At 39.8% G+C, this 26035-nt stretch carries 22 protein-coding genes and 1 other annotated feature; of the genes, 20 read left to right on the forward strand and 2 right to left on the reverse strand.

Annotation, left to right across the window (positions count from 1 at the left end; all coding sequences use genetic code 11):
- Window positions 1-7 precede the first annotated feature (7 nt).
- The 19 genes from ADI58_RS05255 (at window position 8) to ADI58_RS11380 (ending at window position 20078) form a co-directional block, all read left to right on the forward strand.
- The gene (locus ADI58_RS05255) at window positions 8-385 is read left to right on the forward strand and encodes a type II toxin-antitoxin system HicB family antitoxin (protein ID WP_049521750.1); all 378 of its coding nucleotides are present in this window, start codon (window positions 8-10) and stop codon (window positions 383-385) included.
- 77 nt (window positions 386-462) lie between these two features.
- Window positions 463-1416: a competence protein CoiA gene (locus ADI58_RS05260; RefSeq protein ID WP_049521735.1), complete on the forward strand. Its 954-nt coding sequence runs from the start codon at window positions 463-465 to the stop codon at window positions 1414-1416.
- 18 nt (window positions 1417-1434) lie between these two features.
- Window positions 1435-3237: an oligoendopeptidase F gene (gene pepF, locus ADI58_RS05265; protein WP_049521736.1), complete on the forward strand. Its 1803-nt coding sequence runs from the start codon at window positions 1435-1437 to the stop codon at window positions 3235-3237.
- A gap of 1 nt (window position 3238) precedes the next feature.
- Window positions 3239-3952, forward strand: a complete 714-nt coding sequence (locus ADI58_RS05270) for an O-methyltransferase (protein WP_080982476.1) — start codon at window positions 3239-3241, stop codon at window positions 3950-3952.
- A 66-nt stretch (window positions 3953-4018) separates the two neighbouring features.
- A complete protein-coding gene (gene prsA / locus ADI58_RS05275) occupies window positions 4019-4957 on the forward strand; it encodes a peptidylprolyl isomerase PrsA (protein ID WP_049521737.1) in 939 nt (312 codons plus the stop codon).
- A 160-nt stretch (window positions 4958-5117) separates the two neighbouring features.
- The gene (gene ftsW / locus ADI58_RS05280; protein ID WP_049521738.1) at window positions 5118-6341 is read left to right on the forward strand and encodes a cell division peptidoglycan polymerase FtsW; all 1224 of its coding nucleotides are present in this window, start codon (window positions 5118-5120) and stop codon (window positions 6339-6341) included.
- A 24-nt stretch (window positions 6342-6365) separates the two neighbouring features.
- Window positions 6366-9062, forward strand: a complete 2697-nt coding sequence (gene ppc / locus ADI58_RS05285; RefSeq protein WP_049521739.1) for a phosphoenolpyruvate carboxylase — start codon at window positions 6366-6368, stop codon at window positions 9060-9062.
- Between the two features lie 96 nt (window positions 9063-9158).
- Window positions 9159-9376: a binding site (T-box leader), on the forward strand.
- Window positions 9377-9639: 263 nt separating this feature from the next.
- A complete protein-coding gene (trpX, locus tag ADI58_RS05295) occupies window positions 9640-10635 on the forward strand; it encodes a tryptophan ABC transporter substrate-binding protein (protein ID WP_049521741.1) in 996 nt (331 codons plus the stop codon).
- Window positions 10636-10710: 75 nt separating this feature from the next.
- The gene (locus tag ADI58_RS05300; RefSeq protein WP_049521752.1) at window positions 10711-11577 is read left to right on the forward strand and encodes an ABC transporter permease; all 867 of its coding nucleotides are present in this window, start codon (window positions 10711-10713) and stop codon (window positions 11575-11577) included.
- Window positions 11574-12332 carry an ABC transporter ATP-binding protein gene (locus tag ADI58_RS05305; RefSeq protein ID WP_049521742.1) on the forward strand — a complete coding sequence of 253 codons (759 nt, stop codon included), beginning with the start codon at window positions 11574-11576 and terminating at the stop codon, window positions 12330-12332. The genes ADI58_RS05300 and ADI58_RS05305 overlap by 4 nt, the downstream gene beginning before the upstream one ends.
- An 89-nt stretch (window positions 12333-12421) precedes the next feature.
- On the forward strand, window positions 12422-14182 hold the full coding sequence (gene dnaG / locus ADI58_RS05310; protein ID WP_049521743.1) for a DNA primase: 1761 nt from the start codon (window positions 12422-12424) through the stop codon (window positions 14180-14182).
- 2 nt (window positions 14183-14184) lie between these two features.
- Window positions 14185-15294, forward strand: coding sequence for an RNA polymerase sigma factor RpoD (gene rpoD, locus ADI58_RS05315; RefSeq protein WP_000201905.1), 1110 nt, complete (start codon window positions 14185-14187; stop codon window positions 15292-15294).
- Window positions 15295-15308: 14 nt separating this feature from the next.
- The gene (locus ADI58_RS05320; protein WP_000331929.1) at window positions 15309-15638 is read left to right on the forward strand and encodes a metal-sulfur cluster assembly factor; all 330 of its coding nucleotides are present in this window, start codon (window positions 15309-15311) and stop codon (window positions 15636-15638) included.
- Window positions 15639-15671: 33 nt separating this feature from the next.
- Complete coding sequence (gene cpoA, locus ADI58_RS05325; RefSeq protein ID WP_193390584.1) at window positions 15672-16796, forward strand: alpha-galactosylglucosyldiacylglycerol synthase; 1125 nt, start codon at window positions 15672-15674, stop codon at window positions 16794-16796.
- Window positions 16797-16811: 15 nt separating this feature from the next.
- Window positions 16812-18137, forward strand: coding sequence for a glycosyltransferase family 4 protein (locus ADI58_RS05330; protein WP_049521745.1), 1326 nt, complete (start codon window positions 16812-16814; stop codon window positions 18135-18137).
- 29 nt (window positions 18138-18166) lie between these two features.
- Window positions 18167-18343, forward strand: a complete 177-nt coding sequence (locus tag ADI58_RS05335; protein ID WP_049521753.1) for a PspC domain-containing protein — start codon at window positions 18167-18169, stop codon at window positions 18341-18343.
- A 58-nt stretch (window positions 18344-18401) separates the two neighbouring features.
- Window positions 18402-18536 (forward strand): DUF4044 domain-containing protein, encoded by a 135-nt coding sequence (locus ADI58_RS05340; RefSeq protein WP_000863859.1) that lies wholly within the window; start codon window positions 18402-18404, stop codon window positions 18534-18536.
- 63 nt (window positions 18537-18599) lie between these two features.
- Window positions 18600-19910, forward strand: coding sequence for a GTPase ObgE (gene obgE, locus ADI58_RS05345; protein ID WP_049521746.1), 1311 nt, complete (start codon window positions 18600-18602; stop codon window positions 19908-19910).
- A gap of 9 nt (window positions 19911-19919) precedes the next feature.
- Window positions 19920-20078, forward strand: a complete 159-nt coding sequence (locus ADI58_RS11380; RefSeq protein WP_001808548.1) for a hypothetical protein — start codon at window positions 19920-19922, stop codon at window positions 20076-20078.
- A 43-nt stretch (window positions 20079-20121) separates the two neighbouring features.
- Here ADI58_RS11380 and ADI58_RS05355 read toward each other — a convergent pair whose 3' ends face one another.
- Window positions 20122-20592, reverse strand: coding sequence for an arginine repressor (locus tag ADI58_RS05355; protein WP_049521747.1), 471 nt, complete (start codon window positions 20590-20592; stop codon window positions 20122-20124).
- An 18-nt stretch (window positions 20593-20610) separates the two neighbouring features.
- A complete protein-coding gene (locus ADI58_RS05360) occupies window positions 20611-22884 on the reverse strand; it encodes a Xaa-Pro dipeptidyl-peptidase (protein ID WP_049521748.1) in 2274 nt (757 codons plus the stop codon).
- A gap of 386 nt (window positions 22885-23270) precedes the next feature.
- Here ADI58_RS05360 and ADI58_RS05365 point away from each other — a divergent pair.
- Window positions 23271-26035: DNA polymerase III subunit alpha (locus tag ADI58_RS05365; protein WP_049521749.1), on the forward strand; the 2765-nt coding region annotated here is incomplete at its 3' end.

The raw sequence follows: 26035 nt of genomic DNA on the forward strand, positions 1-26035 counted from the left end.
GTGTATTATGCTAAAATCTTATCCTGCTATTTTTCATAAAGAAGGCACTGGATACTGGGTTGAATTTCCTGAATTTGGAGGCGGGACTGAAGGAGCAACGATTGAACTTGCAATGAAAAATGCTCGGGAAATGCTTGAGAGTGTTTTAGCTTCTTATATTGATGAAGGACTGGCTCTGCCTACTCCTAGTGACATTTCTATGTTGAAAGCTCCTGATGGATTTGTGACTTTGATTCAGGTCAATCCCTTGCCTTTCGTAAAGGATAATAAAGCGATTCGAAAAAATGTTACGGTTCCAGAGTGGCTAGTCAGACTTGCAGATCGTGAGAAAGTGAACTATTCTGAAGTGTTGACACAAGCTCTTGAAAGTCGCTTGCAACTCTAAAATTATATAGTGATGAAGATTAGGAATTTCCTGATCTTTTTTCTTTTTTACGAATAATATAGAAAAGGAGGGAAATCATGTTTGTTGCGAGAGATGCTCGGGGAGAATTGGTAAATGTGTTAGAGGTTAAACTTGAGAAGGAAGCATACACCTGCCCAGCTTGTGGAGGTCAGCTCCGTTTGCGTCAAGGACCAAGTGTCCGGACCCATTTTGCCCACAAAACCTTAAAAGACTGTGATTTTTCCTCTGAAAATGAAAGTCCAGAACATCTGGAAAATAAGGAAGTCCTTTATCACTGGTTGAAAAAAGATGCAGAGGTGCAATTAGAATATCCTCTTCCAGAGCTTAAACAGATTGCGGATGTATTTGTAAATGGAAATCTAGCTTTAGAGGTTCAATGTAGTCCCTTGCCTCAAAAAGTTCTTAAAGAGCGTAGTGAGGGCTATCGTAGTCAGGGTTACCAAGTACTGTGGTTGTTGGGAGAAAAACTGTGGCTCAAGGAGCGTTTGACTCGTCTGCAAGAAGGTTTTCTCTATTTCAGTCAAAACATGGGCTTTTATGTTTGGGAAGTAGACAAGGAAAAACAGGTTTTAAGGCTTAAATATCTCATCCACCAGGATCTCCGAGGCAGACTCTATTATCAAATCAAGGAATTTCCCTATGGCCAAGATAGTCTACTGGAGATATTCCGTTTTCCCTATAAGAAACAAAAAATATCTCATTTTACAGTTTCTCAAGATAAGGATATCTGTCGCTATATCCGGCAACAACTGTATTATCAAAATCCCTTTTGGATGAAAGAACAAGCAGAAGCCTATAAAAAGGGAAAAAATCTCCTAACTTATGGGCTAAAAGAATGGCATCCACAAATTCGACCATTAGTAGGTGAGTTTTGCCAAATTGAGCAAGATTTGACTCGCTATTATCAGTATTTTCAAACCTATTACCAAGAAAATTCTCAAAATGATTGGCAAAAGCTCTATCCACCAGCCTTTTATCAGCAATATTTCTTAAAAAATATGGTAGAATAGAAAGGATGGAGGAATCTAATGGTATTACAAAGACATGAAATAAATGAAAAAGATACATGGGATCTATCAACGATTTACCCAACTGACCAGGCTTGGGAAGAAGCCTTAAAAGATTTAACAGAAAAATTGGAGACAGCAGCCCAGTATGAAGGCCATCTCTTGGATAGTGCGGATAGCCTACTCGAAATTACTGAATTTTCTCTTGAAATGGAACGCCAAATGGAGAAGCTTTACGTTTATGCTCATATGAAGAATGACCAGGACACGCGTGAAGCCAAGTACCAAGAGTACTATGCCAAGGCCATGACTCTCTATAGCCAGCTAGACCAAGCCTTTTCATTCTATGAACCTGAATTTATGGAAATCAGTGAAAAGCAGTATGCTGACTTTTTAGAAGCTCAGCCAAAATTGCAGGTTTATCAACACTATTTTGACAAGCTTTTGCAAGGCAAGGAACACGTTCTTTCACAACGTGAAGAAGAATTATTGGCTGGAGCTGGAGAAATCTTTGGTTCAGCAAGTGAAACCTTCGCTATCTTGGACAATGCGGATATTGTTTTCCCTTATGTCCTTGACGATGATGGTAAGGAAGTGCAGCTCTCTCATGGGACTTACACACGTCTGATGGAGTCTAAAAATCGTGAGGTGCGTCGTGGTGCCTATCAAGCTCTTTATGCGACTTATGAACAATTCCAACATACCTATGCCAAAACCTTGCAAACCAATGTTAAGGTTCAAAACTACCGTGCCAAAGTTCGCAACTACAAGAGTGCTCGTCATGCAGCCCTAGCAGCCAATTTTGTTCCAGAGAGTGTTTATGACAATTTGGTAGCAGCAGTTCGCAAGCATTTGCCACTCTTGCATCGTTACCTTGAGCTTCGTTCAAAGATTTTGGGAATTTCAGACCTCAAGATGTACGATGTCTACACACCACTTTCATCTGTTGAATATAGTTTTACCTACCAAGAAGCCTTGAAAAAAGCAGAAGAAGCCTTAGCAGTCTTGGGTGAGGATTACTTGAGCCGTGTTAAACGTGCCTTCAGTGAGCGTTGGATTGATGTTTATGAAAATCAAGGCAAGCGTTCAGGGGCCTATTCTGGTGGTTCTTACGATACAAATGCCTTTATGCTCCTTAACTGGCAGGACAATCTAGACAATCTCTTTACCCTTGTCCATGAAACAGGTCACAGTATGCATTCAAGCTATACTCGTGAAACGCAGCCTTATGTTTACGGAGATTATTCTATCTTCTTGGCTGAGATTGCATCAACTACCAATGAAAATATCTTGACGGAGAAATTATTGGAAGAAGTGGAAGACGACGCAACGCGCTTTGCTATTCTCAATAACTTCCTAGATGGTTTCCGTGGAACAGTTTTCCGCCAAACTCAATTTGCCGAGTTTGAACACGCGATTCACCAAGCGGATCAAAATGGTGAAGTCTTGACAAGCGATTTCTTAAATAAACTCTACGCAGACTTGAACCAAGAGTATTATGGTTTGAGTAAGGAAGACAATCCTGAAATCCAATACGAGTGGGCTCGTATTCCACACTTCTACTATAACTACTATGTATACCAATATTCAACAGGTTTTGCAGCAGCCTCAGCCTTGGCTGAAAAGATTGTTCATGGTAATCAAGAAGACCGTGATCGCTATATCGACTACCTCAAGGCAGGTAAATCTGACTATCCACTTAATGTCATGAGAAAAGCTGGTGTTGATATGGAGAAGGAAGACTATCTCAACGATGCCTTTGCAGTCTTTGAACGTCGTTTGAATGAGTTTGAAGCCCTTGTTGAAAAATTGGGATTGGCATAAGATGGTTGAATCGTATAGTAAAAATGCCAACCATAACATGCGTCGTCCTGTCGTTAAAGAAGAAATTGTGGACTTGATGCGTCAGCGCCAAAAGCAAGTCACAGGATCTTTGAAAGAATTGGAAGACTTTGCTCGCAAGGAAAATATTCCCATTATTCCCCATGAAACGGTTGCTTATTTCCGTTTTCTCATGGAAACCATACAACCTAAAAACATTCTGGAAATAGGGACGGCTATTGGTTTTTCAGCCCTCTTGATGGCGGAACATGCGCCAAAGGCCAAGATTACAACTATTGACCGCAATCCAGAGATGATTGGATTTGCCAAGGAAAATTTCGCCCAGTTTGACAGTCGCAAGCAAATTACGCTCCTAGAAGGAGATGCGGTAGATGTCTTATCTACCTTGACAGAGTCCTATGATTTCGTCTTTATGGATTCAGCCAAGTCTAAATACATCGTCTTTCTGCCAGAAATCCTCAAACATTTGGAAGTCGGTGGTGTGGTTGTCTTGGATGATATTTTTCAAGGTGGTGATGTTGCCAAGGATATTATGGAAGTTCGTCGAGGTCAGCGAACTATTTACAGAGGACTTCAAAGATTATTTGATGCAACCTTAGACAATCCAGGCCTCACCGCAACATTAGTACCTCTGGGTGACGGCATCCTCATGCTTCGTAAAAATATAGCAGATGTTCAATTGCCTGACAGCGAATGATTTTCAGAAAAATTTAAGAAAATATAGTAAAATAGATAGGGTAACACTTATCTCAAAGGAGTAGACATGAAGAAAAAACTATTGGCAGGTGCCATTACATTATTATCAGTAGCAACTTTAGCAGCTTGTTCGAAAGGTTCAGAAGGAGCAGATCTTATCAGCATGAAAGGGGATGTCATCACAGAACATCAATTTTATGAGCAAGTGAAAAGCAATCCTTCAGCCCAACAAGTGTTGTTGAATTTGACCATTCAAAAAGTATTTGAGAAACAATACGGTTCAGAAGTAGATGACAAAGAAGTCAATGATACTATTGCCGAAGAAGAGAAACAATATGGTGAGAACTACCAACGTGTCTTGTCACAAGCAGGAATGACCCTTGAAACACGTAAAGCTCAAATTCGTACAAGTAAATTAGTTGAGTTGGCAGTTAAGAAGGCAGCAGAAGCTGAATTGACAGATGATGCCTATAAGAAAGCATTTGACGAGTACACTCCAGATGTAACGGCTCAAATCATTCGTCTTGATAATGAGGATAAAGCGAAAGAAGTCCTCGAAAAAGCTAAGGCAAGTGGCGCAGATTTCGCTCAACTAGCTAAAGATAACTCAACAGATGAGAAAACCAAAGCGAATGGTGGAGAAATCACCTTTGATTCTGCTTCAACAGAAGTACCAGAACAAGTTAAAAAAGCTGCTTTTGCTTTAGATGTAAATGGTGTTTCTGATGTGATCACAGCCGCTGGCACACAAGCTTACAGTAGCCAATATTACATTGTAAAACTCACTAAGAAAACAGAAAAATCATCTAATATCGATGACTACAAAGAAAAATTAAAAACTGTTATCTTGACTCAAAAACAAAATGATTCAACATTTGTTCAAAGCGTTATCGGAAAAGAATTACAAGCAGCTAATATCAAGGTTAAAGATCAAGCCTTCCAAAATATCTTTACCCAATATATTGGTGGCGGAGATTCAAGCTCAAGCAGTTCATCAAAAGAATAAAACAGAAAAGGGCCAAGTGCTCTTTTTCTTATGAGAAAATCTTCTATCTGATGGATAAGAGTTTTTTTCTTTCGGAAAAAATGGTATAATAGCAATCAAAACTAGAAAACAAACGGAATTTGGGAAGCAATTGTGTTGTTCTCATTAGATTGGTGATACTATGAAGATTAGTAAAAGGCACCTATTAAATTATTCTATTCTAGTTCCTTACTTACTTTTATCTATTTTGGGCTTGATTGTGGTTTATTCGACAACCAGTGCTATTTTAATTCAAGAAGGCCAAAGTGCACTGCAATTGGTCCGAAGTCAGGGACTATTTTGGATATTTAGTTTGATACTGATTGCCTTGATATATAAGTTGAGACTGAATTTTTTAAGAAATGAACGTCTTTTATTTATCGTTATGTTCGTTGAGCTGATTCTTTTAGTTTTGGCTCGTTTGATTGGTATTCCTGTCAATGGAGCCTATGGCTGGATTTCTGTAGGACCTTTGACCATTCAGCCAGCCGAATATTTGAAAATTATTATTATTTGGTATTTAGCAAATAGATTTTCCAAACAACAAGAGGATATAGCTATTTATGATTTTCAAGTTTTGACACAAAATCAGTGGCTTCCTCGAGCTTTTAATGACTGGCGCTTTGTTCTCTTTGTACTGATTGGGAGCCTTGCTATTTTCCCAGATTTGGGGAATGCTTCTATTTTAGCTTTGGTTGCCTTGATTATGTATACGATTAGTGGTATCGCTTATAGATGGTTTATTGCTTTTTTGGGAATTTTGGTGGGAGTTTCTGCCCTATCCTTATCACTGATTTCTTTTATAGGGGTTGATAAATTTTCAAAAATTCCAGTATTTGGCTACGTTGCCAAGCGTTTCAGTGCTTATTTTAACCCCTTTGCTGATTTGGCAGGAGCAGGTCACCAACTCGCCAATTCCTACTTTGCCATGGTGAATGGTGGGTGGTTTGGTCTAGGCTTAGGAAATTCAATCGAAAAACGAGGTTATTTACCAGAGGCCCATACAGATTTTGTATTTTCAATTGTCATTGAAGAGTTTGGATTTGTGGGAGCTGGATTGATTTTAGCACTTGTCTTTTTCCTTATTTTGAGAATTATTCTAGTAGGAATTCGTGCTAAGAATCCCTTTAATTCCATGATGGCGATTGGGGTTGGGGGGATGATGTTGGTACAGGTCTTTGTCAATATCGGTGGAATTTCTGGTATTATTCCTTCGACAGGAGTAACTTTCCCTTTCTTATCGCAAGGAGGAAACAGTCTCCTAGTCTTGTCTGTAGCCATCGCCTTTGTCTTAAATATTGATGCAAGTGAAAAACGTGCCCAATTATATGAGGAGTTAGAAGCTCACTCATCAAACTATATGTAGAGCTGAGAGTGGAAAGGATTGCCTATGTCTCTTCAAAAATTAGAAAACTATAGTAATAAAGCTGTCGTGCAAGAAGAAGTATTGATTTTAACAGAATTGTTAGAAGATATCACTAAAAACATGCTTGCCCCAGAGACTTTTGAAAAAATCATGCAGTTGAAAGAATTGTCAACTCAAGAAGATTATCAAGGCTTGAACCAATTGGTTACGAGTCTGTCAAATGATGAAATGGCTTATATTTCACGCTATTTCTCTATCTTGCCTCTTTTGATTAATATTTCAGAAGACGTGGATTTGGCTTATGAAATCAACCACCAAAATAATATCGATCAAGATTATCTTGGGAAATTATCAGCAACAATTAAAATGGTTGCAGAAAAAGAAAATGCGGTTGAAATTCTAGAACACTTGAATGTTGTCCCTGTTTTGACAGCCCATCCAACACAAGTGCAACGTAAGAGTATGTTGGATTTGACTAACCATATCCATACCCTTTTGCGTAAGTACCGTGATGTAAAATTAGGCTTGATTAATAAGGAAAAATGGCATAATGATCTCCGTCGTTACATTGAGATTATCATGCAGACAGACATGATTCGTGAAAAGAAATTGAAAGTCACCAATGAAATCACGAATGTTATGGAATACTACAATAGTTCATTCCTGAAAGCTGTTCCTCATTTGACTGCTGAGTACAAGCGTCTGGCTAAAAAACACGGCTTGGAGTTGAAACATCCTAAACCAATTACCATGGGAATGTGGATTGGTGGAGACCGTGATGGGAATCCTTTTGTTACAGCAGATACCTTGAAACAATCTGCTATGACTCAGTGTGAAGTCATCATGAACTACTATGATGAAAAGATTTACCAACTTTATCGTGAGTTCTCTCTCTCAACCAGTATTGTTAATGTAAGCAAGCAAGTCAGAGAAATGGCTCGTCAGTCTAAGGATAATTCGATTTATCGTGAAAAAGAGCTATACCGCCGTGCCTTGTTTGATATTCAATCAAAAATCCAAGCAACAAAAACCTATCTGATTGAGGATAAGGAAGTTGGGGCTCGCTATGAAACGGCCAATGATTTTTATAAGGATTTAATTACTATTCGTGATTCCCTCTTGGAAAATAAGGGTGAAGCACTGATTTCTGGTGATTTTGTTGAGTTAATTCAGGCAGTTGAAATTTTTGGTTTCTATTTGGCATCTATTGACATGCGTCAAGATTCTAGTGTTCATGAGGCCTGTGTAGCTGAACTTTTGAAATCAGCAGGAATTCATTCGCGTTATAGCGAACTAAGTGAAGAAGAAAAATGCCAGCTTCTCTTGAAAGAATTAGAGGAAGATCCACGTATTCTTTCTGCCACTCATGTTGAAAAATCAGAGTTACTTGAAAAAGAATTAGCAATCTTTAAGGCTGCTCGTAAGTTGAAAGATAAGTTGGGAGATGATGTTATTCGTCAGACTATCATTTCACATGCAACCAGCGTATCAGACATGTTGGAATTGGCTATCTTGTTAAAAGAAGTAGGGCTAGTTGATAAAGAAAGAGCCCGAGTCCAAATTGTTCCTCTCTTTGAAACAATTGAGGACTTGGATCACTCAGAAGAAACCATGAGAGAATATCTTTCTCTTCCTCTTGCTAAGAAATGGATTGCTTCTCGCAATAACTATCAAGAAATCATGCTTGGTTACTCTGATAGTAATAAAGATGGTGGCTACCTATCATCATGTTGGACCCTCTACAAGGCTCAACAACAATTGACTGCTATTGGAGATGAATTTGGCGTTAAGGTTACCTTCTTCCATGGCCGTGGTGGGACTGTCGGTCGTGGTGGTGGACCAACCTATGAAGCCATCACATCTCAACCGCTCAAATCTATCAAGGATCGTATCCGTTTGACGGAGCAGGGTGAAGTAATTGGGAATAAATACGGTAACAAAGACGCAGCCTACTATAACCTTGAAATGCTGGTTTCAGCAGCCATTAACCGTATGATTACTCAGAAGAAGAGTGATACCAATACCTCAAATCGTTATGAAGCTATTATGGACCAAGTGGTGGACCGTAGTTACGATATCTACCGTGATTTGGTCTTTGGTAATGACCATTTCTATGATTATTTCTTCGAGTCAAGTCCAATCAAGGCTATTTCAAGCTTTAATATTGGTTCTCGTCCAGCTGCTCGTAAGACTATTACTGAAATCGGTGGTTTGCGAGCTATCCCTTGGGTATTCTCATGGTCGCAAAGTCGCGTCATGTTCCCTGGATGGTATGGGGTTGGTTCAAGCTTCAAGGAATTTATCGATAAAAATCCAGAAAATATCGCTATCCTACGAGATATGTACCAAAATTGGCCTTTCTTCCAATCGCTTCTTTCAAATGTCGACATGGTCTTGTCAAAATCAAATATGAATATTGCTTTTGAATATGCCAAACTGTGTGAGGATGAAGAAGTAAAAGCAATCTATGAGACAATTTTAAATGAATGGCAAGTTACCAAGGAAGTCATCTTGGCTATCGAAGGTTACGATGAACTTTTAGCTGAAAATCCATATCTAAAAGCGAGTTTGGATTACCGTATGCCTTACTTTAATATCCTCAACTATATCCAGTTGGAGTTGATTAAACGTCAACGTCGAGGAGAATTATCAAGCGATCAAGAAAAATTAATCCATACAACCATCAACGGAATTGCGACAGGTTTGCGTAATTCAGGCTGATACCTATCAAACTTCCTCTTTTCTATAGGGGAAGTTTTTGAATCTTTCAAAAAAATGCTAAAAGAGTCTTGACAAGTAGTTGAAAAATGATATAATTTAACCATTCAGAAAAGTAATCATACAAACTTTTTAGAGAGTCTGTGGTAGCTGAAAACAGATAAGTGATGATGATGAAAATTGGGCTGAATGGTATTTAGAATTTGAAATCATAAAAATTCGGTGAGCACACCTTACAGTGCATCTCGTTATTGCGAGACAGAGCGATAGGGAAATTCCCTATAATTGAGGTGGTACCGCGCATCGACGTCCTCACACAAGTTTTTTGTGTGAGGACTTTTTTGATGGAGGTTAGTATGGAAAGAAAACGATGGCGTAGCTTGTTTATATTCAATGAAAATCAAAGTACAAACTAGGAAGCTAGCCGCAGGTTGCTCAAAGCACTGCTTTGAGGTTGTGGATAGAACTGACGAAGTCAGTAACCATAGCTACGGTAAGGCGACGCTGACGTGGTTTGAATGTGATTTTCGAAGAGTATTATATAAGTGAAGTATTTTAAAGGAATAAAAGGAGAAATAGAATGAAAAATAAACGTTTGATTGGAATTATCGCTGCATTAGCAGTCTTAGTAGCAGGAAGCTTGATTTACTCTTCAATGAATAAACCAGAAGCTAAGAATGAAAAGAAAGTTGCCAAAGTTGGTGTCCTTCAGTTTGTGAGCCATCCCTCTCTTGACTTGATTTATAAAGGGATTCAAGATGGACTTGCAGAAGAAGGCTATAAAGATGATCAAGTTAAAATCGATTTTATGAACTCAGAAGGTGACCAAAGTAAGGTTGCGACAATGAGTAAACAATTGGTTGCAAATGGGAATGACCTTGTGGTTGGTATTGCAACACCAGCTGCTCAAGGTTTGGCTAGTGCTACAAAAGACCTACCGGTTATCATGGCCGCTATTACTGACCCAATTGGTGCTAACTTGGTTAAAGATTTGAAAAAACCAGGTGGCAACATTACAGGTGTATCTGACCACAATCCAGCTCAACAACAAGTTGAACTCATCAAAGCTCTCACACCAAATGTGAAAACAATTGGAGCTCTTTATTCAAGCAGCGAAGACAATTCAAAAACACAGGTAGAAGAATTTAAGGCTTATGCTGAAAAAGCAGGTTTGACAGTGGAAACATTTGCAGTTCCTTCAACAAATGAAATTGCTTCAACAGTTAACGTTATGACTAGCAAGGTCGATGCTATCTGGGTTCCAATCGACAACACAATTGCTTCAGCCTTTTCAACAGTTGTTTCAAGCAACCAATCAGCTAAAAAACCAATCTACCCAAGTGCGACTGCCATGGTAGAAGCTGGTGGTTTGGCATCAGTTGTAGTTGACCAACATGACCTTGGTGTGGCAACTGGTAAAATGATTGCGCAAGTTTTGAAAGGTGCAAAACCAGCTGATACTTCAGTCAATGTCTTTTCAACTGGTAAGTCAGTGATTAACAAAAAATTGGCACAAGAATTAGGTATTACGATTCCTGAATCTGTTCTAAAAGAAGCAGGACAAGTGATTGAATAATCTAAAATGGAGGAGTTGGGGACATCTCCTCCAATTTTTTACAATAGAAATCATATAGAAAAGGTTAAGAAACAGATGATATTATCTATTATTTCTCAAGGATTTGTCTGGGCTATTCTAGGTCTGGGAATCTTTATGACATTTAGGATTTTGAACTTTCCAGATATGACGACAGAAGGTTCCTTCCCTCTTGGGGGAGCTGTTGCTGTCACTTTGATAACCAAAGGCGTGAATCCTTTTTTAGCGACACTTGTTGCTGTAGGAGCAGGTTGTTTGGCTGGCATGGCAGCAGGACTTCTTTATACAAAAGGGAAAATCCCAACTTTGCTCTCAGGGATTTTGGTGATGACTTCCTGTCACTCTATCATGCTCTTGATTATGGGACGTGCAAACTTAGGACTACTTGGAACCAAGCAAATTCAGGATGTCTTGCCTTTTGATTCGGATTTGAATCAACTCTTGACAGGCCTCATCTTTGTGAGTATTGTTATTGCTCTCATGCTCTTTTTCTTGGACACTAAACTCGGACAAGCCTATATTGCTACAGGTGACAATCCTGATATGGCTAGAAGTTTCGGGATTCATACTGGTCGCATGGAGCTTATGGGCTTGGTCTTATCAAATGGTGTGATTGCCCTTGCAGGAGCTCTTATTGCCCAGCAAGAAGGGTATGCCGATGTATCTCGAGGAATTGGGGTTATCGTTGTAGGTCTTGCAAGTTTGATTATTGGGGAAGTTATTTTCAAGAGTTTGAGTTTGGCAGAGCGTCTGATCGCCATCGTTGTGGGTTCTATCGCCTATCAATTTTTAGTGTGGGCAGTTATTGCGCTTGGCTTTAATACAAGTTATCTTCGTTTGTACAGCGCCTTGATTTTAGCAGTCTGCCTCATGATTCCAACATTTAAGCAAACAATCTTGAAAGGAGCCAAATTAAGCAAATGACAGCAATTGTAGAATTAAAAAATGCTACCAAAGTCGTTAAAAATGGCTTTGATGAAGAAAAGATTATTTTAAATGATGTTTCCTTAGAAATTTTTGAACAGGACTTTATCACGATTTTAGGTGGAAATGGTGCTGGGAAATCGACCCTCTTTAACACTATTGCAGGAACCTTGTCATTAACCAGTGGAACTATTCGTATCTTGGGTGAAGATGTTACCAAGTTTTCACCAGAGAAGCGAGCTAAGTATTTGTCTCGAGTTTTCCAAGATCCTAAGATGGGGACAGCTCCTCGTATGACAGTAGCTGAAAATCTTTTGATTGCCAAGTTTCGTGGTGAAAAACGTGGACTATTTCCACGACGCTTGACTAGCTATAAGGATGAGTTTCAGGCAACTATTGAAAAAGTGGGAAACGGTCTTGAGAAACACTTGAATACACCGATTGAGTTCTTATCAGGTGGACAAAGACAGGCTTTGAGTCTCTTGATGGCAACCTTGAAGCGTCCTGAATTACTCTTGTTAGACGAGCATACTGCAGCCCTTGATCCAAAGACCAGTGTGTCCTTGATGGAATTGACGGATGAGTTTGTCAAGAAAGATCAGCTGACAGCGCTTATGATTACCCACCATATGGAAGATGCTCTCAAATATGGCAATCGCTTGATTGTCATGAAAGAAGGACGAATTATCCAAGATTTGAACCAAGAAGAAAAAGCAAAAATGAAAATCTCTGATTATTATCAGCTCTTTGAATAAAGTAGGGAAAATGAGTGAAATGGTTTACTTTTTTTCTGAAATAAAGTATACTATATAAAGTAAACTATGATAACATGGAGGTATTGTGTATGGTTGACAAACAAGTCATTGAAGAAATCAAAAACAATGCCAACATTGTGGAAGTCATAGGAGATGTGATTTCTTTACAAAAGGCAGGACGGAACTATCTAGGGCTCTGTCCTTTTCATGGTGAAAAAACACCTTCTTTCAACGTTGTAGAGGACAAGCAGTTTTACCACTGTTTTGGTTGTGGTCGCTCAGGTGACGTCTTTAAGTTCATCGAGGAGTACCAAGGGGTTCCCTTTATGGAGGCTGTCCAAATCTTAGGTCAGCGTGTCGGGATAGAGGTGGAAAAACCGCTTTATAGTGAACAGAAGCCAGCCTCGCCTCACCAAGCTCTTTATGATATGCATGAAGATGCTGCCAAATTTTATCATGCTATTCTCATGACAACGACCATGGGGGAAGAGGCCAGAAACTACCTCTATCAGCGTGGTTTGACAGATGAAGTGCTCAAGCATTTTCGGATTGGTTTGGCACCTCCAGAACGAAACTATCTCTATCAACGTTTGTCTGGTCAGTATCGTGAGGAGGATTTTCTAGATTCAGGGCTATTTTACCTATCAGATGCCAATCAATTTGTAGACACTTTTCACAATCGCATCATGTTTCCCCTGACCAATGATCAGGGAAAGGTTATTGCCTTCTCAGGTCGTATCTGGCAGAAAACGGATTCACAAACTTCTAAGTATAAAAATAGCCGATCGACTGCAATTTTTAACAAAAGTTACGAATTATATCATATGGATAGGGCAAAAAAATCTTCTGGTAAAGCCAGTGAGATTTACCTGATGGAAGGATTCATGGATGTCATTGCAGCCTATCGGGCTGGAATCGAAAATGCTGTCGCATCTATGGGAACAGCCTTAAGTCGTGAGCATGTTGAGCATCTGAAAAGGTTAACCAAGAAGTTGGTTCTTGTTTACGATGGCGATAAGGCTGGGCAAGCTGCGACTTTGAAAGCCTTGGATGAAATTGGTGATATGCCTGTGCAAATCGTTAGCATGCCTGATAACTTGGATCCAGATGAGTATCTACAAAAAAATGGACCAGAAGACTTGGCCTATCTATTAACGAAAACTCGTATTAGTCCGATTGAGTTCTACATTCACCAGTACAAACCTGAAAATAGTGAAAATCTGCAGGCTCAGATTGAGTTTATTGAAAAAATAGCTCCCTTGATTGTTCAAGAAAAGTCTATCACTGCTCAAAACAGCTATATTCATATTTTAGCTGACAGTTTGGCGTCCTTTGATTATGCCCAGATTGAGCAGATTGTGAATGAAAGTCGTCAGGTGCAAAGGCAGAATCGCATGGAAGGGATTTCCAGATCGACGCAAATCACTATGCCTGTCACCAAGCAGTTATCAGCTATTATGAGGGCAGAAGCCCATCTACTTTATCGAATGATGGAATCCCCTCTTGTTTTGAACGATTACCGCTTGCGAGAAGACTTTTCATTTGACACACCTGAATTTCAGGTCTTATATGACTTGCTTGGTCAGTATGGCAATCTTCCTCCGGAAGTTTTAGCAGAACAGACAGAGGAAGTTGAAAGAGCTTGGTACCAAGTCTTAGCTCAGGATTTACCTGCTGAGATGTCACCTCAGGAACTAAGTGAAGTAGAAATGACTCGAAACAAGGCTCTCTTGAATCAGGACAATATGAGAATCAAAAAGAAGGTGCAGGAAGCTAGCCATGTAGGAGATACCGACACAGCCCTAGAAGAATTGGAACGTTTAATTTCCCAAAAGAGAAGAATGGAGTAATAATGGCAACAAAACAAAAAGAAGTAACAACATTTGACGTACAAGTAGCAGAATTTATCCGTAATCATAAGCAAAAAGGGACAGCAACTGATGATGAAATCAATGCTAGTCTTGTCGTTCCTTTTACCTTGGACGCTGATGGGATTGAAGATCTCTTGCAACGGATTCAAGATGCAGGGATTTCTATCACAGATAACGAAGGAAATCCAAGTGCGCGTGTTCTTAGTGCTGAAGAAGAACCAGAACTCAGTGACGAGGACTTGATTGGTTCAACTTCGGCTAAGGTCAATGACCCTGTCCGTATGTACTTGAAAGAAATCGGGGTCGTTCCTCTCTTAACCAATGAAGAGGAAAAAGAGTTAGCGCTGGCTGTTGAAGCGGGTGACATCGAAGCCAAACAACGTCTTGCGGAAGCCAACCTTCGTTTGGTTGTTTCTATTGCCAAACGCTATGTCGGTCGTGGTATGCAGTTCCTTGACTTGATTCAAGAAGGAAATATGGGCTTGATGAAGGCTGTTGACAAGTTTGACTATTCTAAAGGATTCAAGTTCTCAACTTACGCAACTTGGTGGATTCGTCAGGCTATCACTCGTGCTATTGCGGATCAAGCTCGTACCATCCGTATCCCAGTTCACATGGTTGAAACGATTAACAAGCTTGTTCGTGAGCAGCGTAACCTCCTTCAAGAATTGGGACAAGATCCGACACCAGAACAAATCGCTGAACGTATGGATATGACACCTGATAAGGTTCGTGAAATCTTGAAGATTGCCCAAGAACCAGTATCTCTTGAAACACCGATTGGTGAAGAGGATGATAGCCATCTTGGGGACTTTATCGAAGACGAAGTGATTGAAAATCCAGTGGATTATACAACTCGTATCGTCTTGCGTGAGCAGTTGGATGAGGTTTTGGATACTCTTACAGACCGTGAAGAAAATGTTTTGCGTCTACGTTTTGGGTTAGATGATGGGAAAATGCGCACTCTTGAAGATGTGGGGAAAGTCTTTAACGTAACTCGTGAGCGTATCCGTCAGATTGAAGCAAAGGCTTTGAGAAAACTACGCCAACCAAGTCGCAGCAAACCGCTTCGTGATTTTATTGAAGACTAAGAGTGAGGATGAATATGGCTTATACAGAAGAGCAAATTGAAAACATCAAAACACGGATTTTAACAGCCTTGGAAGAAGTCATCGACCCTGAGTTGGGAATCGATATTGTCAATCTTGGTTTGATTTATGAGATTCGTTTTGACGGCGACACAGGGCAAACAGAGATTGATATGACTTTGACAACTATGGGTTGTCCCCTAGCCGACCTTTTGACGGATCAGATTTATGATGCCATGACAGAGGTACCAGAAGTAACGGATACTGAAGTTAAATTGGTTTGGTATCCAGCCTGGACCGTTGAAAAAATGAGTCGCTATGCACGCATTGCCCTAGGCATTAAGTAAACATATAAAAGCATGTGAGAGACCGTTGGAAAAGTGAGGAAATTTCCCTTCTTTTCCTTTAGTCTCTCCTTTCTTTTGCTGATTTTATTCAAAGAAAATGATATAATAGTAGCTATGGAAAAAAAGAAATTACGCATCAATATGTTGAGTTCAAGTGAGAAAGTAGCAGGACAAGGAGTTTCAGGTGCTTACCGTGAATTAGTTCGTCTTCTTCACCGTGATGCAAAGGACCAATTGATTGTTACAGAAAATCTTCCAATCGAGGCAGATGTGACTCACTTTCATACAATTGATTTCCCCTATTATTTATCAACCTTCCAAAAGAAACGCTCAGGAAGGAAAATTGGCTATGTGCATTTCTTACCTGATACACTTGAGGGGAGTTTGAAAATTCCATTTTTCTTAAAGGGGATTGTGAAACGCTATGTATTTTCTTTTTACAACCGGATGGAGCACTTGGTGGTGGTCAATCCTATGTTTATTGAGGATTTGGTGGCAGCTGGTATTCCACGTGAAAAAGTGACCTATATTCCTAACTTTGTAAACAAGGAAAAATGGCATCCCCTTCCGCAAGAAGAGATAGTCAGACTGCGAACAGAGCTAGCTCTTAGTGATAATCAGTTTATCGTAGTGGGTGCTGGTCAAGTTCAGAAACGTAAAGGGATTGATGACTTTATCCGTCTGGCTGAGGAATTGCCGCAGATTACCTTTATCTGGGCTGGTGGTTTCTCTTTTGGTGGTATGACAGATGGTTATGAACGCTACAAGAAAATGATGGAAAATCCCCCTAAAAATTTGATTTTTCCAGGTATTGTATCACCAGAGCGGATGCGCGAATTGTATGCCCTAGCGGACCTTTTCTTATTGCCTAGTTATAATGAGCTCTTCCCTATGACGATTTTAGAGGCTGCTAGTTGTGAAGCTCCTATTATGTTGCGTGATTTAGATCTTTATAAGGTGATTTTGGAGGGAAATTATAGGGCGACAGCAGATAGAGAAGAGATGAAAGAAGCTATTCTGAAATATCAAGCAAATCCTGCTGCCTTAAAAGACCTCAAAGAAAAGGCTAAGAATATTTCCAGAGAATATTCAGAAGAGCATCTGTTACAAATCTGGTTGGATTTTTATGAGAAACAAGCCGCTTTAGGGAGAAAGTAAAAAGTGAGGTAATCTATGCGAATTGGTTTATTTACAGATACCTATTTTCCTCAGGTTTCTGGTGTTGCGACCAGTATTCGAACCTTAAAAACAGAACTTGAAAAACAGGGACATGCTGTTTTTATCTTTACGACGACAGATAAGGATGTCAATCGCTATGAAGATTGGCAAATTATCCGCATTCCAAGTGTTCCATTCTTTGCTTTTAAGGATCGCCGCTTTGCCTATCGAGGCTTTAGCAAGGCACTTGAAATTGCCAAGCAGTATCAGCTGGATATTATTCATACCCAGACAGAATTTTCTCTTGGCTTGTTGGGGATTTGGATTGCGCGTGAATTGAAGATTCCAGTCATCCATACCTATCACACCCAATACGAAGACTATGTGCATTATATTGCCAAGGGGATGTTGATTCGTCCGAGTATGGTCAAGTACTTGGTTAGAGGTTTCTTGCATGATGTGGATGGGGTTATTTGCCCGAGTGAGATTGTCCGTGACTTGCTATCTGACTATAAGGTTAAGGTTGAAAAACGGGTCATTCCAACTGGGATTGAATTAGCTAAGTTTGAGCGTCCGGAAATCAAGCAGGAAAATTTGACAGAACTGCGTACTAAACTAGGGATTCAAGATGATGAAAAGATGTTGCTTAGTCTTTCCAGAATTTCCTATGAAAAAAATATTCAAGCAGTACTAGCAGCCTTTGCAGAAGTTCTGAAAGAAGAAGACAAGGTTAAACTGGTGGTAGCTGGGGATGGTCCTTATCTGGATGACCTCAAAGAGCAAGCCCAGAAACTAGAGATTCAAGACTCTGTTGTCTTTACAGGGATGATTGCTCCTAGTGAGACAGCTCTTTACTATAAGGCTGCGGATTTCTTCATCTCGGCATCGACAAGTGAAACCCAAGGCTTGACCTACTTGGAAAGCTTAGCCAGTGGGACGCCTGTCATTGCTCACGGAAATCCTTATCTGGACAATCTGATCAATGACAAGATGTTTGGAACCTTGTATTACGGTGAACATGATTTGGCTGGAGCTATTTTGGAAGCCCTGATTGCAACACCAGACATGAATGAGCATACTTTATCAGAGAAGTTGTACGAGATTTCAGCTGAGAACTTTGGAAAACGGGTGCATGAGTTTTATCTTGATGCTATTATTTCAAATAATTTCCAGAAAGATTTAGCAAAAGATGATACGGTCAGCCAGCGTATCTTTAAGACAGTTTTGTATTTACCACAACAGGTGGTTGCTGTACCGGTAAAAGGATCTAGACGCATGCTGAAGGCTTCAAAAACGCAGTTAATCAGCATCAGAGATTATTTGAAAGACCATGAAGAATAGAAAGAGGAACAGCTATGAAAAAACAATTAATGAGAAGCGGTCGTGATAAAAAGATTGCGGGTGTTTGTGCCGGAGTGGCTCATTATCTAGATATGGATCCAACTATCGTTCGCGTAATATGGGGTGTCCTTGCTTTCTGTTACGGAGCGGGAATTGTAGCTTATATCATTTTATGGATTATTGCGCCTGTAGCAACTGACTATTGAAAACTAGTTGAATTCATGCTAAGATAATAGAAAATAGAATGTAACGAAGGAGAGAAAAATGGCATTTGGAGATAATGGAAATCGTAAAAAAACTATGTTTGAGAAAATAACCTTGTTTATAGTGATTATCATGCTAGTAGCAAGTTTATTGGGAATTTTTGCAACTGCAATTGGTGCCCTCAGTAATCTATAAAATAGATTCAAGAAAATTTAGTGACTGGGATTTCCCAGCCCTTTTTTAAAGTGAGAAGAAAAAATGAGTATGTTTTTAGATACAGCCAAGATTAAGGTCAAGGCTGGTAATGGTGGTGATGGCATGGTTGCCTTTCGCCGTGAAAAATATGTCCCTAATGGCGGTCCTTGGGGTGGTGACGGTGGTCGTGGAGGGAATGTCGTCTTCGTTGTAGACGAAGGACTACGTACCTTGATGGATTTCCGTTATAACCGTCATTTCAAGGCTGATTCTGGTGAAAAAGGAATGACTAAAGGGATGCATGGTCGTGGTGCAGAGGACCTCAGAGTTCGAGTGCCGCAAGGTACGACTGTCCGTGATGCAGAGACTGGCAAAGTTTTAACAGATTTGATTGAACATGGGCAAGAATTTATTGTAGCCCACGGTGGTCGTGGTGGACGAGGAAACATCCGCTTTGCGACACCAAAAAATCCTGCACCGGAAATCTCTGAAAATGGAGAACCAGGTCAGGAGCGTGAATTACAATTAGAACTAAAAATTTTGGCAGATGTCGGTTTAGTAGGATTCCCATCAGTAGGGAAATCAACACTTTTAAGTGTTATCACATCTGCTAAACCCAAAATTGGTGCCTACCACTTTACGACTATTGTGCCAAATCTAGGTATGGTTCGTACTCAATCAGGTGACTCCTTTGCAGTAGCCGATCTGCCAGGTTTGATTGAAGGCGCTAGTCAAGGTGTTGGCTTGGGAACTCAGTTCCTCCGTCACATCGAGCGTACCCGTGTCATCCTTCATATCATTGATATGTCAGCTAGCGAAGGCCGTGATCCTTATGAGGATTATCTTGCCATTAACAAGGAGTTGGAGTCATACAATCTTCGCCTCATGGAGCGTCCACAGATTATCGTAGCCAATAAGATGGATATGCCTGAGAGTCAGGAAAATCTTGAAGAATTTAAGAAAAAATTGGCTGAAAATTATGATGAATTTGAAGAGTTACCAGCTATCTTCCCAATTTCTGGTTTGACTAAGCAAGGTCTTGCAACGCTATTGGATGCTACAGCTGAATTGTTAGACAAGACACCAGAATTCTTGCTCTATGACGAGTCAGATATGGAAGAAGAAGCATACTACGGCTTTGACGAGGAAGAAAAAGCCTTTGAAATTAGTCGTGATGACGATGCAACATGGGTGCTTTCTGGTGAAAAACTGATGAAACTCTTTAATATGACCAACTTTGAACGTGACGAATCAGTCATGAAATTTGCTCGCCAGCTTCGTGGTATGGGGGTTGATGAAGCCCTTCGTGCGCGTGGTGCTAAAGACGGTGATTTGGTCCGAATTGGTAAATTTGAGTTTGAATTTGTAGACTAGGAGACTGGTATGGGAGATAAACCGATATCTTTCCGAGATGCGGATGGAAATTTCGTTTCCGCTGCAGATGTTTGGAATGAAAAGAAATTGGAAGAACTATTTAATCGTCTCAATCCAAATCGTGCCCTGAGATTGGCACGAACTAAAAAAGAAAATCCATCTCAGTAAAGAAGATAAAAAAATTCCGTGCCTCATCAGACACGGGATTTTGCTATTCACCAAAGAAAAATGGTGGGGCAAATTTTTTCAGATCTTCAAAGCAATGTTGAGCAGCTTCTGCATCTTCACAGACGATGAGGCAGACATCATCACCACAGAGGGTAGCGATAGCGTCAGGGAAACTCAAAGCATCAATGATAGAACCAAATGATTGAGCCAGTCCAGGAAGGGTTTTTAGTAGAACTTGATGTTGAACTGGGCGCATCAAGACAAGGGCGTCTTCCATGTAGAGTTCGAGGCGTTTTTCCCATTTTGAGATAGAACCTGTATTAAGCACGTAGTAAGAGTTATCCTCTTCTCGAACTTTTGACAGGTTCATATTTTTGATGTCGCGTGAGAGAGTTGCCTGGGTAACTTGAATGTCGTTATCGGCAAGAAGGGCTTGCAACTCAGCCTGTGTATGAATCTTGTTTTTTGCAACAAGAGCGCGTATGAGTTGGTGTCGGTGTTCAGATTTATTCATAATAATTTAACTCCTTTTTTAGTGAGGTATGGTAAGTGTGGACTGAGCGAGGTCGATAGTCAGGTGGTAAGCGGTATTGTCACGTATGGTGATTTCAAAGTCAGTCGTATAGAGGACTAAACGAAGAGTATCTCCTTCTTTTAACTTGTAAATAGTAGGTTGTAGTTCAAATTGCACATCCATCCATTCATCTGCAGTAATATCCTCTACTAACAGTAGATCAGTTCTATTCTGTAAATTGAGGTAACCTTTTGTCACGACTCGTTGTGCATTTGGTCTAAATGGTAATTCACAGAGATCTTCCAACATGTGGTAGCGTCCATTATCAATGGTTTTAGCACTTAAAATAGCTGGATAAGGTTGTAGGTATTTCTTTTGACCAAGTTCCAGTAGTTGAGCAGATAAGAGTCCCTTATTTGTACTAGATTTGATACGAAGATTAAGCTGAGCGCGACCGTTCAAGTGAAGATCCTTAGTCACAGGAAGGTCAATAGTAATCTGATTGGTTTTTCCTTGATAGAGTTCTGTATTGAAGGTTTGGTAGGTTTTACCATAGCGCTCAAAATCCTTATCTGGGTACTGGTTTTGAATGACTTTCTCTTCTTGACCAAGTGATAAGGTTTCAAAGTTTTCTTGCCCACCGAAGTTATCAAGTGATAACCAAGTCTGAGGGGCTGTATTGTCCTGCCAAATGACAGTAGGAAGTTGGAAATCTGTATCTTGTCCCAGTAATTTTTTAGTCAATAAGGCATTCATGGACTCACGGAAGTCAATGGACTGCCAGTTGTTCATATAAACATGGGCACCATTATGGAAAAAGAGATGCTTATTGATGTGAGATGGAAGAGCATGGAACATCTGGTAAACATGAAGTGGTTTGACATTCCAATCCTGAGAACCATGAGTAAAGACAACCTCTGCCTTTACTTTATGGGCATTGAGCAGATAGTTGCGATCATGCCAAAACTGGTTATAGTCGCCGGTCTTGCGATCCAGTTGTTCTTTTACTTTTTCTAAGTCAGATTGGTGAGCTTCATTGCCACGAATATAGTCGCCAGCCAAGAGATTACGTGAGTAGGTTAGTTCAGCCAGGGAGTCAAAGTCCTCGCCTGGATAACCACCAGGGCTAGTCACCAGACCGTTTTCACGGTAGTAGTTGTACCACGAAGAAATGCCTGCCTCGGCAATGATAACCTCTAAACCATCGACTCCTGTAGTCGCAAGACCATTGGACATGGTACCTAGATAAGAAAGTCCAGTTGTGGCTACTTTTCCATTTGACCAGTCAGCCTTGACTTGACGCTGGCGCGTGTGGTCGGTAAAGGCACGGCAACGACCATTGAGCCAGTCAATGATATTTTTATAAGCTTCGATTTGTTGATAGTCTCCGTTAGTCATGAAACCAGTAGAGTCTTTGGTACCAACACCTGACACATAGAGATTGGCAAAACCTCGTGGGAGGAAGTAGTCGTTGAGTGTATAGCTAGCATTGATGTGCGTTAGCTTTTCCTCAGCTTCTGACACAAGCTCAGCTTGACCTTGGGGGTGGACGAGATTGAGTTGAGGTTCCTCTAGTTCAATCTTATAAGCAGGTTTAACCTCAAGCTCGCCCTCCATCTTGTAGAGAGCCTTGTCACTAGCCTTGTCATTTGTTCCCTGATGATAAGGACTTGCTGTCATGATGGCAGGGATTTGCCCCTCGTAACGTGGACGAATAATGCTGACCTTGACTAAGTCTGGTAGACCTTTTTGGTCAGTATCGACACGAGACTCAACGTAGACCACTTCTCGAATAACATCATGGCTGGAAAAAGTTGCTAAACTCTTGCCGTTAAAGTAGTGGTAGTCATTATCCTCCGGAATAAGACCATCACTAACAAGTTGGTCGATAAGAGTATTTCCCTTTTTGGTGCGAGTATTGAGTAACTGATAGAGATTTTCAATCAAGTCACCGTATACAATAGGAAATCCAGTCTCTTTATGAAAAGCTTCACTATCTTCGAAGTCAACCAAATAAGAAAAGCCTAAAAGTTGAAAAGCAACAGTATAAAAAATATCTGCTGTCAGTTCATCTTCTGATTGAAAAAATGTCAGCAGGTCTGTTTTTTTATCAGCTGCTAGGATGGAAAGTGGATAGTTGGTGTCTTGATAAGTGAAAAAGAAACGACTTAGAAAAGACTCCAACATCTTTTTATTTGTTGACTCAGATGGAAAATCAAATCCATACTTTTTTAATTCATATAAAATAGTATCTCTTGGAAGTGATAAATAGCTGAATTGATTAAAGCGCATAAAACCTCCTTGTAAAATAATAATTAAGGTTATTATATCAAAAAAATAGGAGAAAGGGAATTATTAAGTGAGAAAGAAATTAATTAAAGAATAATGAATACAATTTATATGAAATAATATGTGATATTCTATAGCATTCATAAATTAAACGATATCTAACAAGAATTTTGAATGAATTTATCTCACTTCTTTAAAAGAGATATCCATTTATTGGGATAAAAAGTTCAAAATAGTTTACAGAAACATTTCTACTACAAATATATTTGTTATTTTTTCATCAAAAATGCCTTATTTAAAATATAAAATAGAGATAGGAGTCATTGCTTTTGTCTTTCTCTTTTTGAAAATGGTATAATATAGTGAGAAGGATAGAGGAGAAGTGTAAATTGATCGCACAACTAGATACAAAAACAGTCTATAGTTTTATGGAGAGCGTCATTTCGATCGAAAAGTATGTGAGAGCAGCTAAAGAATACGGCTACACTCATCTGGCTATGATGGATATTGATAATCTTTATGGTGCTTTTGACTTTCTAGAGGTTACAAAAAAATATGGTATTCATCCTTTATTAGGGCTTGAAATGACTGTATTTGTGGATGCTCAGGAAGTGAATTTGCGCTTTTTAGCTCTATCTAGTGTAGGCTATCAGCAGTTGATGAAACTTTCAACAGCCAAGATGCAGGGGGAGAAAACTTGGTCAGTCCTGTCCCAGTACCTGGAGGATATTGCGGTAATTGTGCCTTATTTTGAAGAACTTGAGTTGTTAAATCTAGGCTGTGATTACTATATAGGGGTTTACCCAGAAACACTAGCAAGCGAATTTCATCATCCTATTTTGCCATTGTATCGGATCAATGCTTTTGAAAGCAGGGATAGAGAAGTTTTACAAGTCTTAACAGCGATTAAAGAAAATCTCCCCCTCAGAGAAGTTCCCTTGCGCTCACGACAAGATGTCTTTATATCAGCAAATTCTTTAGATAAACTATTCCAAGAACGTTTTCCTCAAACCTTGGAAAACTTAGAAAAGCTGATTTCAGGTATTTCTTATGACTTGGATACTAGTCTGAAATTGCCTCGCTTTAATCCAGCTAGACCAGCAGTAGAAGAGTTGAGAGAACGTGCTGAGATGGGGCTTGCTCAGAAGGGGTTAACTGGTAAAGAATATCAAGACCGTCTAGACCAAGAATTGGCTGTTATTCATGATATGGGCTTTGATGATTATTTCTTGGTTGTTTGGGATTTATTGCGTTTTGGACGTTCGAATGGCTATTATATGGGAATGGGACGGGGTTCTGCAGTTGGTAGCTTGGTTTCCTATGCCTTGGATATCACAGGGATTGACCCAGTAGAGAAAAATCTGATTTTTGAACGTTTCCTCAATCGTGAACGCTATACTATGCCTGATATTGATATTGATATTCCTGATATTTATCGTCCAGATTTTATCAGGTATGTTGGCAATAAATATGGCAGTAAACATGCTGCTCAAATTGTTACTTTTTCAACCTTTGGAGCCAAGCAAGCTCTACGAGATGTATTGAAACGCTTTGGTGTGCCAGAGTATGAATTATCTGCAATTACTAAGAAAATCAGTTTTCGTGACAATCTCAAGTCGGCTTATGAGGGTAACCTCCAGTTTCGTCAGCAAATTAATAGTAAGTTAGAATACCAAAAAGCCTTTGAAATTGCTTGCAAGATAGAGGGCTATCCAAGACAAACCTCTGTCCATGCGGCTGGTGTTGTGATTAGCGACCAGGATTTGACCAACTATATTCCTCTGAAGCATGGTGATGAAATTCCACTGACTCAGTATGATGCTCATGGAGTTGAAGCTAGTGGGCTTTTGAAAATGGACTTTCTGGGACTGCGAAATTTGACCTTTGTCCAGAAGATGCAAGAGTTGCTTGCTGAAACAGAGGGTATTCACCTTAAAATCGAAGAAATAGATTTAGAAGACAAAGAAACGCTGGCTTTATTTGCCTCTGGCAATACAAAAGGTATCTTTCAATTTGAGCAACCTGGTGCCATTCGCCTACTCAAACGTGTGCAACCAGTCTGTTTTGAAGATGTCGTAGCAACTACTTCCCTAAATCGACCAGGTGCTAGTGATTATATCAATAATTTTGTAGCTAGAAAGCATGGGCAAGAAGGAGTGACTGTTCTGGATCCAGTGCTGGAGGATATTTTGGCTCCAACCTACGGTATTATGCTCTATCAGGAGCAGGTTATGCAGGTTGCCCAGCGCTTTGCTGGATTTAGTCTTGGAAAAGCCGATATTTTGCGTCGAGCTATGGGGAAAAAGGATGCCTCTGCCATGCATGAGATGAGGGCTTCTTTTATTCAAGGTTCATTAGAAGCTGGACATACTGCGGAAAAGGCAGAGCAGGTTTTTGATGTCATGGAGAAGTTTGCTGGTTATGGTTTTAACAGGTCACACGCCTATGCCTACTCAGCCTTGGCCTTCCAGTTGGCTTATTTCAAAACGCATTATCCAGCCATTTTTTATCAGGTCATGTTGAATTCTGTCAACAGTGATTACTTAACAGATGCCTTAGAAGCAGGCTTTGAAGTGGCGCCTCTGTCCATCAACACCATTCCCTATCACGATAAAATTGCTAACAAGTCCATCTATCTAGGTCTGAAATCGATTAAAGGAGTCAGCAAGGATTTGGCACTTTGGATTCTTGAAAATAGACCTTATTCTAACATTGAAGATTTTATAGCTAAATTACCTGAAAATTATTTGAAACTTCCTCTGCTAGAACCTTTGGTAAAAGTTGGTCTTTTCGATTCATTTGAAAGAAATCGTCAAAAAGTATTCAATAATTTAGTTAATCTATTTGAATTTGTAAAAGAGTTAGGAAGCTTGTTTGGTGATACCATTTATAGTTGGCAGGAATCGGAAGATTGGACGGAACAAGAAAAATTCTATATGGAACAAGAACTTTTAGGGATAGGTGTCAGCAAACATCCCCTACAAGCTATTGCAAGTAAGTCTATTTATCCGATTACACCAATTGGAAAATTGTCAGAAAATAGCTATGCTATTATTTTGGTTGAAGTTCAGAAAATAAAAGTAATTCGTACCAAAAAGGGTGAAAACATGGCTTTCTTACAGGTAGATGACAGTAAGAAAAAATTGGATGTCAC

Source organism: Streptococcus mitis (assembly GCF_001074635.1).
In the GTDB taxonomy this organism is placed as follows: Bacteria; Bacillota; Bacilli; order Lactobacillales; family Streptococcaceae; genus Streptococcus; species Streptococcus mitis_E.

Excerpts from the sequence above, each read along its gene's own strand:
- ADI58_RS05255 (WP_049521750.1), top strand. The coding sequence starts at position 8 with ATGCTAAAATCTTATCCTGCTATTTTTCATAAAGAAGGCACTGGATAC.
- ADI58_RS05335 (WP_049521753.1), top strand. The coding sequence starts at position 18,167 with ATGAGAAGCGGTCGTGATAAAAAGATTGCGGGTGTTTGTGCCGGAGTG.
- pepF (WP_049521736.1), top strand. The coding sequence starts at position 1,435 with ATGGTATTACAAAGACATGAAATAAATGAAAAAGATACATGGGATCTA.
- ADI58_RS11380 (WP_001808548.1), top strand. The coding sequence starts at position 19,920 with ATGGGAGATAAACCGATATCTTTCCGAGATGCGGATGGAAATTTCGTT.
- ftsW (WP_049521738.1), top strand. The coding sequence starts at position 5,118 with ATGAAGATTAGTAAAAGGCACCTATTAAATTATTCTATTCTAGTTCCT.
- ADI58_RS05300 (WP_049521752.1), top strand. The coding sequence starts at position 10,711 with ATGATATTATCTATTATTTCTCAAGGATTTGTCTGGGCTATTCTAGGT.
- obgE (WP_049521746.1), top strand. The coding sequence starts at position 18,600 with ATGAGTATGTTTTTAGATACAGCCAAGATTAAGGTCAAGGCTGGTAAT.
- ADI58_RS05305 (WP_049521742.1), top strand. The coding sequence starts at position 11,574 with ATGACAGCAATTGTAGAATTAAAAAATGCTACCAAAGTCGTTAAAAAT.
- ADI58_RS05360 (WP_049521748.1), bottom strand. The coding sequence starts at position 22,884 with ATGCGCTTTAATCAATTCAGCTATTTATCACTTCCAAGAGATACTATT.
- ADI58_RS05320 (WP_000331929.1), top strand. The coding sequence starts at position 15,309 with ATGGCTTATACAGAAGAGCAAATTGAAAACATCAAAACACGGATTTTA.
- ADI58_RS05340 (WP_000863859.1), top strand. The coding sequence starts at position 18,402 with ATGGCATTTGGAGATAATGGAAATCGTAAAAAAACTATGTTTGAGAAA.
- ADI58_RS05260 (WP_049521735.1), top strand. The coding sequence starts at position 463 with ATGTTTGTTGCGAGAGATGCTCGGGGAGAATTGGTAAATGTGTTAGAG.
- ADI58_RS05330 (WP_049521745.1), top strand. The coding sequence starts at position 16,812 with ATGCGAATTGGTTTATTTACAGATACCTATTTTCCTCAGGTTTCTGGT.
- ppc (WP_049521739.1), top strand. The coding sequence starts at position 6,366 with ATGTCTCTTCAAAAATTAGAAAACTATAGTAATAAAGCTGTCGTGCAA.
- ADI58_RS05270 (WP_080982476.1), top strand. The coding sequence starts at position 3,239 with ATGGTTGAATCGTATAGTAAAAATGCCAACCATAACATGCGTCGTCCT.
- rpoD (WP_000201905.1), top strand. The coding sequence starts at position 14,185 with ATGGCAACAAAACAAAAAGAAGTAACAACATTTGACGTACAAGTAGCA.
- trpX (WP_049521741.1), top strand. The coding sequence starts at position 9,640 with ATGAAAAATAAACGTTTGATTGGAATTATCGCTGCATTAGCAGTCTTA.
- dnaG (WP_049521743.1), top strand. The coding sequence starts at position 12,422 with ATGGTTGACAAACAAGTCATTGAAGAAATCAAAAACAATGCCAACATT.
- ADI58_RS05355 (WP_049521747.1), bottom strand. The coding sequence starts at position 20,592 with ATGAATAAATCTGAACACCGACACCAACTCATACGCGCTCTTGTTGCA.
- prsA (WP_049521737.1), top strand. The coding sequence starts at position 4,019 with ATGAAGAAAAAACTATTGGCAGGTGCCATTACATTATTATCAGTAGCA.